Below are 9,567 nucleotides of genomic sequence, written 5' to 3' on the forward strand. Positions count from 1 at the left end.
TGCTTTCTGGCGATTGGCTTTTGGCTCGTCCGGGCATGAAAAAAGCGACCTGCGGGTCGCTTTTTTCGTTTCTGCGGTTTGTTACTGGCTGGCGTTGCGGCTATGCCGGTAATCACTCACCGCTTCATACACCGCCTTGCGCAGGCGATTGATCCCGCCAATCGGGCGATGGGCCTCGATGCCGAACCATGGATTGAACGACAGGTTGTCGCATTGCAGGTTCAGGGCCGGGGTGTCGAAGTCCTGCGGGGGCAGGGTGATTTTGGCGACTGTCTGGAATGGACTGTCCTGTTCGCGCCACTCAATGCTGGTGTCTTCGATCGGCATGTACTTGTTCGCGTCCTGACGCTGGATCTGCAACACAAAACACGCGGGCACCCGATCCGTGGACAGTTGCTGATTCAACGCACTGCGCAGGAAATTCGGCAGATCCTGGTTTTGCTTCGGCAGCGTGTAGGCCGGGCAGTTGTCCGGATCCGGCATCACCCGGAACTTTGCATTGGCCTCGCCGAACTTGTAGGGCGAAACCGAAAAGTAGGTCGTACGCGTCGGGCTCTCGGGCGGCGGAGAAAGCGTTGCCAGCGCAATGAACAAATGCCTGAACTGCCAGTTTCGCGGATCCCAGCCCGGAAAGAACGCCATGACCTTTTTGCCGTCAGCCTGCGCCGCCACATTCTGACGATATTCAGCGACATCGCTGACGAAGAAATTCGGATGGCTGAACATCACGAAATCCTGCTCGTGCAGGTCCTGGCGGTCGCCCAGCAACTGTTTGCCCGGCACATCGAGCAATTTGATCGCCATGCCCCGGGCATCGCGGATGCTGTCGAACTGCGGGTAGGCATTGCCGTTGGACAGACGCATTGTCGCCTGCCAGATCTTGCCCGGCTCGCTGAAAACGCCGTGCCGCAGATCCTGAGCCAGATCCGGCAGCACTTGCACGTCGGCCTTCACGCAGCCGTGGGCCTTGGCATGGGCGTCGCGCAGAAAACGCGTGCTTTCCCGGTGTTGATCGACAATTCGCACAGCGGTCTGGATCACGTCCTGCGTCATGGCCGCTTCACCGTCCGGAATCTGCTCCAGTGCCGATACCGATCCCCGGTGCTGCCAGGCAAACCAGGCCGTCGCCAAAGCCCAGCCGATCAGGCCGACCACCAGCAAAAACAGCAGGGTTTTACCCAGCAACCGCCCCAGCCACAACCAGAAGCGCGCCAGCATCGATGGCTTCTTGAACGAATTGAAGATCATGGCAATTGCGCCTCCAGCGGGCCGCCCAGCACTTTCAGATATTCCAGCAGCGCCCAGCGCTCCTCAGGCTGCAGCAACCGCCCGATGACCCCGTTACCGCGCTCGCCGGCGCGGAATTCATGGCCACTGTTGTGGTTGCCGGTGATGCGTGTGTCGAACAGGAAAGCGTTGGTAAAGGCTTCGGTGCGATAACCCAGATGCCGAGGGTCGTATTCCAGAGTGCCTTTGTAGAACGTGGTGGAGCGTTCATCCTGCGGCGACAGCAGTTGATACAGGCTCGGCACCGAGCCGTTGTGCAGGAATGGCGGGGTGGCCCACACACCCGCGAGCGGACGAGCCTTATAGGCGACCTTCTCGCGTACGCCGATGGGCAGACCGAAGCCGTCGAGTTCTGGTTTCTCCTGCGCTGTGACGCCCGCTTCACGATAAGCGCGGTTTTCAACGAATGCCGTCACGTAAGCCAGGCCCTTGGCCACGGAAAGCTGGCTGAGGTCGAGCGGTTCTTTAGGCGTGGGATGCAGCTTCACGTCCATTTTCTCCAGCTCCGCCGGATTCCATTGCAGCGCTGTCAGGTCGAAACGGTGGTTGGCGATGTTGTTGGCCGCATTCGGATCGGTACCAATGACGTCCACCGGCAGCATGTGCAGATGCTGGACCCAGCGTTCACCTTCTTGCGTCACCCGAGGCACATGGCAGCCGGCACAGTTTTCGGCAAACAGGGCTCGACCCTTGGCCGCCAGTGGTTTGTCGACTTTGCCAAACAGTTCTTCTGGCCAGGCGGGTGGCTGAAGTTTTTGCAGGGTTTCTTCGATCTTGTGCAGATCGCGCACGCGCACGCTCGAGGCGTAACGTTCATCGCCCTGCAGCGGCTGGCCGTTGGCATCGAAGAAATTCAACGTGGCGCCAACCCCCAGCGCCTCGCCGATGTTGCGCGCCATCGGCTGCTGCGCCGAGCCATTCCATTGCACCCAGTCAAAGGTCCACATGTCCCACAGTTGCGGGTAATCCACGGGAGCGTTGGCCACGCGGTAATTGCTCGGGGAAATCGCATCGCCGAAGGTCGCGTTGGCGATTCGTCCGAATGCATCGGTCCGGCCAGGACCTTCCTCGGTGGGATAGAGGCCGCGATGGGTGTCGTTCCATGCCACTTTGAGGAATGTATTCAGCGAGCCTTTGAAGTCTTTGCGCAGTTGTTCGTGACGCGCGTCGTATTCTTCGCCGAGAACGGTGCGGGCGAACCGCTCGAATTTCCATGGGTTGTAATAAGTGGAAGCCAGACTGGCAACCAAGGCCTGTCCGAAACTGCCTCCGCGTAATGTAGGAACGCTGGAAGGCAACACGTGCTGCGCTGAGCCGCCGTCGATGCGCAAGGCCTGGCCATTGAGATGCAGTTCGCCGGTGTGGCAGGCCGCGCAGGTGATGTCCAGATATTGCTCGGAGCTGCCCGGATTTTGATGCCGGGTGAAACCCACCGGCAGATTCCCCGGGTTGTTCGGCGTGGCTTTTTGCTGCGGATCGACCAGAAAACCGAAGCGTGCGAGGTATTCCGGGGACGCGAAACGTTGCTGCGAGAACGGCAGTTCCAGAGCCTGGAACCACTCATAACGCAGGCCTTTGACCTGGGTGCCTTGCGGCGTGAAGTAATAGGTCTGGCGCTCTTGCTCAGTCCACTGGTTCAGGTAATGCACCTGTTTTGCAGGCACGGGGAAGGGTAATTTGGGATTGGCGACATAGTAGAGAACCACCGCCAGGACCAGCCCCAGCAGTACCACGATCAGCATCAGTACACGGAATAAGAGGCGCAAGATGAACATCCTTGTCGAGTTGTTGCGCTGTTATGCCTGAGCCGAGTCCTGTGCGGCAAGTGGCCATTACGCCAAGTGTTGTGGGAAGGGGTATCGGTCACTGTCAGGGCAAGATGACAGAAGCTTCATCATGGCTTTGCTCAAATGCTTTTTAATCCCTGAACTTATCGGAAGATTCCTGCTCTCATGCCGGTAGCCATTGGTCGTGGCGGCCTGATAAGCTCGCGGCTTTACTCGATTGCCCTTTCGGCGCATGAACAAGGAAATAGCATGAAACAGCATCGGTTGGCGGCGGCGGTTGCCCTGGTTAGCCTGGTCCTCGCGGGTTGTGATTCGCAGACCAGCGTAGAGCTGAAAACCCCGGCGCAAAAAGCTTCCTACGGTATCGGCCTGAACATGGGCAAGAGCCTTGCTCAGGAAGGCATGGATGATCTGGACTCCAAAGCGGTAGCCCAGGGCATCGAAGATGCCGTCGGCAAGAAAGAACAGAAGCTGAAAGATGAAGATCTGGTCGAAGCCTTCGCTGCACTGCAAAAGCGTGCCGAAGAGCGCATGGCCAAGATGAGCGAAGAGTCGGCAGCCGCCGGCAAGAAATTCCTCGAAGAAAACGGCAAGAAAGCCGGCGTGACCACCACCGCTTCCGGTCTGCAGTACGAAGTGGTCAAGAAAGCCGACGGCCCACAGCCTAAACCTACCGACGTAGTGACCGTTCACTACACCGGCAAGCTGACCAACGGCACCGTATTCGACAGCTCCGTCGAGCGCGGCAGCCCGATCGATCTGCCGGTCAGCGGTGTGATCCCGGGTTGGGTCGAAGGCCTGCAACTGATGCACGTTGGCGAGAAGTACAAGCTGTACATCCCTAGCGATCTGGCTTACGGCGCCCAATCGCCAAGCCCGGCGATCCCGGCCAACTCGGTTCTGGTCTTCGACCTGGAACTGCTGGCCATCAAGGATCCAGCCAAGGAAGACGCCGCAGCCAAGTAATTGGCCCCGGTTTCGACAACAACGCCTCGCTAATGCGGGGCGTTGTTGCATCTGGTCGGCGCCCGGCGTAAACAGAGCGAACCGACAGGCGCCACGACAGTCCTAGACTTTGTAGCTGCCCGCGCTAGACGCCCTGAGCCGCCAAGTCAATGAAATATTGGGGTTTTTTATGTGAGTAAAAAACGCCCGATCTGAGCGCAGCCCTTATAAAACGGGGCTCTCAGCGTTGAAATGCAGCTCTGTTCACAAGGTTATCCACAATTTGTGTGGATAACATTTCAACGGGAGAAATAGATGAAAGCTCCATGGAATTTCGCCCGGTTCCTGCCATTGGCCGGACGACTCCTGGCTCGTGGCCGCTTGCCGACACTGCTGTTTGCCGTCGCCAGCAAAGGCGCCGCCCAGGGCAATCGTCTCGGCAAGCTGAAGGATGATCTGCGATTGCTCCAGGCCCTGTGCCTGGCGTACTGGCGTGGCGAATATCGCGCAATCAGTCCCAAGGCAATGATTTCGGTCGTTGCGGGCCTGATGTACTTCCTCAGTCCGGTGGATGCGATCCCGGATTTCATTCCCGTTTTCGGCATGCTCGATGACATCGCCGTCCTTGCCTGGGTGATGAAAACCCTCGACGACGAACTCAATGCATTCCGCTTGTGGCGTCAGCGACAATCGCCAGAAAAACTCAGGGTTGTCGAGCGCCTGCCCGATACACCCGAGCAACTTCAACTTCAGGGCCCGAAAAAGTCCTGAATCGCGACAGCCTCTTATTCAGATAGATGCCCCCCACGACCTTGGCCGCTGTTAGGATTACACTTCTAGGGAAAAGTGCCGACTCGCTAAGTGTTGTTGTCCTACGGGGTAGTCATGGATATTCAGATAATTGCACGCGATGGCGAACCCGAATATGCGGTTCTGCCATGGGCTCAGTATCAGGCTCTACTGAAAGCAGCAGGCATTAACGAAGCACCGTCGCAACCGGCTCCAGCGCCGCTTGCGGCCACACCGGACCCGATTCTTCCAGGTCTGGATCAATTACGCAGTTTGCGCGAAGGGAAGGGCATCGCCATCGAGGCGCTCGCCCGCACGGTAGGCATCAGCCCGTCTTACCTGGCCATGATCGAAAGCGGTGAGCGTCTGCCCGACGCTGCGATTCGCCGCAGCCTGGCCTGGGAGTTGACGGTGCCAGGGTGGAGGGAACAATCGTGAGCGTACGCATCAGTCGTCAACATTGGGACGGATTGCTGGGGGAGCTGGACCAGGCGCGCAGGCAGCGCCATCTTCTGACCTATCGAGCCTTGCTCGAACGTCTGCAACTGCCGACGCCGGCGATGCAGACCCTGACTGCTGCCCTGGAGCATCTGGCTGCGCTGGACGCGAAAGCCGAACAACCGTTGCGCAGTTCGCTGGTGATCAGCCAGGGCGCCAGTCGCCTGCCACGCACCGGTTTCTTTGAGTGTGTCGAGCGTCTGGGGCGATTTTCCGGCCCGTCCGATGGTGTTGCCGCCGCCTCATGGCATGCCTCGGAAGTGGTGCGGGTCTTTGAGTACGAGTACCCGGAATCGGCGGAGGCCTGAGTGTTTTTACGACTCAAGGCGCGGGCAAGTTACTGGCTGGCCCGTAGGCTGTTTCACTGGTCGTGGTTTGTCCGTCAGCCCCGAGGCTGGCGTTGGCTCGAAGGGCAATTTGCGCGAATGGCCAACCTGGGCGATGTCGGCGCGCAAAGCTTTTACGGGCACATCCTGACGTTTCGTGGAGTGGGCCTGGGGGCGCGTGAGGAGGGCGTCCGGTTGCTGCGGCTGGCGGCGCTGGCCGGGGATGGCAAGGCTGCGTATCAGGTCGGTGTCATCAGCCTGGCAGGTACACCGAGCAAGGCTCCGGACCCTTCGGAAGCGGTTCGCTGGTGGACCATGGCTGCCAAGGCCGGACATCCGTTGGCAGAGCTCAAATTGAAAGAGCTGACCGGCCGGCATTCTTCTTCGTAAATAGTCATCTGTTCCGTGAGCGGGGCGAGAGGGAAACCTCCCGCCCCGTTTTTGCGTCTGCGATTCGATAAAGATCAGTTACAGACTTCTCCTACATCCATCGCCTACTCGCCTGACTTCTTTTCCGTTTGATCCCCCGCAAAGTCCTTCGCCTGATTTTTGCGCGAGGGAACGCCCATGTTCGACCCGGTTTTTCATTTCGTCATGCGCATGGGAATGCGTTGATGGAAGCCGTCACCCGCATCGAGCAAGCGCTCGACAGCTTTCCCCGCACCCTCGATCTCTATCGCGAACAGCTCAGGCATTGGCTCAGTCGTTCAGCCGACAGCATCAGCCATGCGGCCGATCTGCCGTCACTGATGGGGATGGAGCGGATCATCCGTTTCGGCGAGCACAGCACGGCAGTCGCCATTGACGACAACCGTTTCTCTTCGGCCGTCGTGCAATGCCCCGAAACCGGGCGGATGGAGATCGAGAGCAAGTTCGAGTCGGTGTATGACATTCCGCTGGGCGACATCGTTGTCGATGTCGTGGCGGTGGATGGCGGCGAGGTCAAGTCCGTCACGCTCGATGCTCAGGGCAAGGGTTTGTTCACCGGTGAGCCGGGCAAGTTCTATCGGGTGGTGGTGCACGGCGGCGCCAGCGAGCAACAGGTTGATGAGCTTTTCGAGTCCTACGATGGCCTGACTCGGCAACTGGACAGTTGGCTGCGCAGCGAGTGGCAGGGCTTCAAGCCGCAGTGGTCGCAGTCGGTGGCCACTGCTGCCGGCAACGGAATGCTGGCCGGGAGCTGGGCGGCGATCGAGGGGGTGTGGGACAGCATCGGGTTGTTGTCGGAGATTCTCAAGAATCCGCTTGAATTTGCGGGTCGGCTGAGAGACGGCGCGGCGGCATTGGCCGATTTCGCGCAGTCGATGCCGGAGAAAATGGAGCAGCTCCAACTGCTCGTCAGTGACGAAGCGGCGCTCTGTCTGTTGTTGCGCACGGCCAGTCTGTGGCTCGAGATGCTGCCGCCCAATGAAATTGCAGGGAAAACCGCCGAAGCCGTCTCGATGGTGGTGGTGCAACTGCTGATCGATGTGTTGATCGGCGTTGTGCTGACCTTCGTTGGTGCCGGGGCGGGGATTGCGTATCTGACCTTGCGCCTGGTGGATCGTGGCGCTCAGTTGTTGTCGGTGGTGATGCGTCTGGTGAAGGCGTTGTTCGGCATTGTCGGCACCGTAATCGACTACGTGAACAACTACAAATCCGTCGCTGCACGAGGTATCGCAGCCGGCGTGAAGAAGGGCCGCATGCAATTGCGTTGGGATGCCAGACGCAACGCTTCCCTGAAAAAAGATGAGCACCACGACGACAAGCCTGATCAGGCGAGGAACCCCAACGGCGACAGTGCTGATTGCGTGCCCCGGACCTGCACCAACGGCTGCCCGGTGTCGATGGTCACCGGCGAGGAGCTGCTGACGCTGACCGATGGCGTGCTCGACGGAGTGCTGCCGTTCGAGTTCAGCCGCTTGTATCGCACCAGTGCCGCCGAGATCGATGTCGGGTTGGGGTTTGGCTGGAGTCACTCGCTGGCGCATCGGCTGGAAGTTGATGGCGACGGGGTGGTCTGGGTTGACCATGAGAACCGGCGCACGCGGTTTCCGCTGCCGAGTGTCGAGCGGCCGTCGATTCACAACAGTCTGTCGCGAGCGGCGATCTTTCTCGGGGATGAGCCGGAGGAACTGATCGTTGCGCTGGCGGGGGACGCGGCGCGGTTTTATCACTTTCGGGCTGGGCGTCTGACGGTCGTCAGCGATGCGTACGGCAACCGGTTGCGCATTGCGCGTGATCGTCTGGATCGCGTTGAGCGCCTGGATAACGGGGCCGGTCGTTCCTTGTTGCTGCGCTATGAGCGGGCGCATCTGGTCGCGGTCGATTATCAGGTTTTTTGTGAGTCTGCTTGGCGTACCGAACAGACGCTGGTCAGCTACCGCTTCGATGCCTGTCATCGCCTGATCGAGGCGACCAACGCCGTTGGCGAAAGCGAGCGTTACGACTACGACGATGCCCACGTCATCCTGCAGCGGCAGTTAACGGGTGGCGCGAGCTTCTTCTGGGAGTGGGAGCGTTCCGGCAAAGCGGCGCGTTGCGTGCGGCACTGGGCGTCGTTTTCGCAGATGGACACGCGTTACGTCTGGGATGACGCCGGCTCTGTTCGGGTGCAGTACGTCGACGGTCGCGAAGAGGTTTACGTCCACGACGACACGGCGCGGCTGGTGCGCCAGGTCGCGGCTGACGGTGGAGAGCAGCTCAAGGCCTACGACGCGCAGGGCCGGCTGGTCGCCGAGCAGGATGCGCTGGGGGCGGTTACCGAATACCGCTATGACGATGTCGGACGGTTAGTTGCGCTGATTCCGCCGGACGATACGCCGACGTCCTACGAGTATCGCAACGGTTTCCTGCACTGCCGTAGCCGGGACGAGGCGGAGTGGACCTACCGGCGCAATGCCCAGGGCGACGTCACCGAAGCGGTCGATCCCGACGGTCATGTCACCCATTACCACTACGACCCGCAGGGGCGGTTGCTGTCGATTCGTTATCCGGACAGTGGTCGGCATGTGTTCGTGTGGAACGACCTCGGGCAACTGATCGAGGAAAGCCTGCCCGACGGTGGGGTTCGGAAGTTTTCCTACGATGCCTTGGGACGGCGGATTACTGCGCAGGACGAACACGGCGCGGTCACCCATCAGGTGTGGGACGCCGTTGGCCGGCTGATCCAGACCACGCTTTCAACCGGAGCCACCCGTGCCTGGTCCTACAGCGCCTACGGCCAGATCACCGCCGAACGCGATGAACTGGGGCGGATCACCCGTTACGAGCATGACGACGACCTGCACCTGGTCAGCCGGCGGATCAACCCCGACGGCACGCGGCTGCAATACCGCTATGACCATGCGCAGTTGCTGCTCACGGAGATCGAGAACGAGTCCGGTGAAAAGTACCGACTGGACTACACGCCGACCGGATTGATCCGACAGGAAACCGGCTTCGATGGCCGGCGCACCGCGTACGCCTACGACCGCAACGGTCATTTGCTGGAGAAGACCGAGTTCGGCGACGACGGCTCGACGCTGGTCACCGGCTACCAACGTGATGCTGCTGGGCGTCTGCTGCTCAAGACCCTGCCCGACGCCAGCACGGTTGAATACCGCTACGACCGTCTAGGCCGTTTGGTCGGCGTGGATGACGGCCAGAATCACCCGCTGGCCTTCGAATACGACCTGCAGGACCGACTGGTGCGCGAGCATCAGGGCTGGGGCACCTTACGTTATACCTACGACGCCTGCGGCCAGCTCACCCGGATGCGTCTGCCGGACAACAGCAAGCTCGACTACCACTACGCCAAGGGCGGCGCGCTGACCGCGATCGACCTCAACGGCGCCTTGCTCACCCGCCACGTCTACCAGAACGGTCGCGAACAGCAGCGTCAGCAAGGCCTGCTGCTCAGCGAATATGCCTACGACGAACAGGGCCGCTTGTTGTCCCACGCCGTAGGCCATCAA

The 9,567-nt window shown here is 60.2% G+C and carries 8 protein-coding genes; 6 read left to right on the plus strand and 2 right to left on the minus strand.

The window, feature by feature from the left end:
* Positions 1 to 81: 81 nt before the first annotated feature.
* Positions 82 to 1,218, minus strand: coding sequence for a catalase family protein (locus tag M5B98_RS13790; RefSeq protein ID WP_248742976.1), 1,137 nt, complete (start codon positions 1,216 to 1,218; stop codon positions 82 to 84).
* A 26-nt stretch (positions 1,219 to 1,244) separates the two neighbouring features.
* Complete coding sequence (locus tag M5B98_RS13795) at positions 1,245 to 3,053, minus strand: di-heme-cytochrome C peroxidase (protein ID WP_248742970.1); 1,809 nt, start codon at positions 3,051 to 3,053, stop codon at positions 1,245 to 1,247.
* 270 nt (positions 3,054 to 3,323) lie between these two features.
* Between M5B98_RS13795 and M5B98_RS13800 the strand changes: the two genes are divergently transcribed.
* The 6 genes from M5B98_RS13800 to M5B98_RS13825 form a co-directional block, all read left to right on the plus strand.
* Positions 3,324 to 4,040, plus strand: coding sequence for an FKBP-type peptidyl-prolyl cis-trans isomerase (locus tag M5B98_RS13800; protein ID WP_201227346.1), 717 nt, complete (start codon positions 3,324 to 3,326; stop codon positions 4,038 to 4,040).
* Between the two features lie 294 nt (positions 4,041 to 4,334).
* Positions 4,335 to 4,790: a YkvA family protein gene (locus M5B98_RS13805; protein ID WP_085732321.1), complete on the plus strand. Its 456-nt coding sequence runs from the start codon at positions 4,335 to 4,337 to the stop codon at positions 4,788 to 4,790.
* A gap of 114 nt (positions 4,791 to 4,904) precedes the next feature.
* Positions 4,905 to 5,246 carry a helix-turn-helix domain-containing protein gene (locus M5B98_RS13810; protein ID WP_007950435.1) on the plus strand — a complete coding sequence of 114 codons (342 nt, stop codon included), beginning with the start codon at positions 4,905 to 4,907 and terminating at the stop codon, positions 5,244 to 5,246.
* A complete protein-coding gene (locus M5B98_RS13815) occupies positions 5,243 to 5,614 on the plus strand; it encodes a hypothetical protein (protein ID WP_003223109.1) in 372 nt (123 codons plus the stop codon). The genes M5B98_RS13810 and M5B98_RS13815 overlap by 4 nt, the downstream gene beginning before the upstream one ends.
* The gene (locus M5B98_RS13820) at positions 5,615 to 6,022 is read left to right on the plus strand and encodes a tetratricopeptide repeat protein (protein WP_248742971.1); all 408 of its coding nucleotides are present in this window, start codon (positions 5,615 to 5,617) and stop codon (positions 6,020 to 6,022) included.
* 224 nt (positions 6,023 to 6,246) lie between these two features.
* Positions 6,247 to 9,567, plus strand: a 3,321-nt coding sequence (locus tag M5B98_RS13825) for a DUF6531 domain-containing protein (protein WP_248742972.1), incomplete at its 3' end; no start/stop codon positions are given.

Origin of the sequence: Pseudomonas sp. MWU12-3088 (assembly GCF_023242405.1) — a bacterium.
In the GTDB taxonomy this organism is placed as follows: domain Bacteria; phylum Pseudomonadota; class Gammaproteobacteria; order Pseudomonadales; family Pseudomonadaceae; genus Aquipseudomonas; species Aquipseudomonas kribbensis.

Coding starts and splice junctions, on each gene's coding strand:
- M5B98_RS13805 (WP_085732321.1), top strand. CDS start 4,335: ATGAAAGCTCCATGGAATTTCGCCCGGTTCCTGCCATTGGCCGGACGA.
- M5B98_RS13790 (WP_248742976.1), bottom strand. CDS start 1,218: ATGCTGGCGCGCTTCTGGTTGTGGCTGGGGCGGTTGCTGGGTAAAACC.
- M5B98_RS13810 (WP_007950435.1), top strand. CDS start 4,905: ATGGATATTCAGATAATTGCACGCGATGGCGAACCCGAATATGCGGTT.
- M5B98_RS13800 (WP_201227346.1), top strand. CDS start 3,324: ATGAAACAGCATCGGTTGGCGGCGGCGGTTGCCCTGGTTAGCCTGGTC.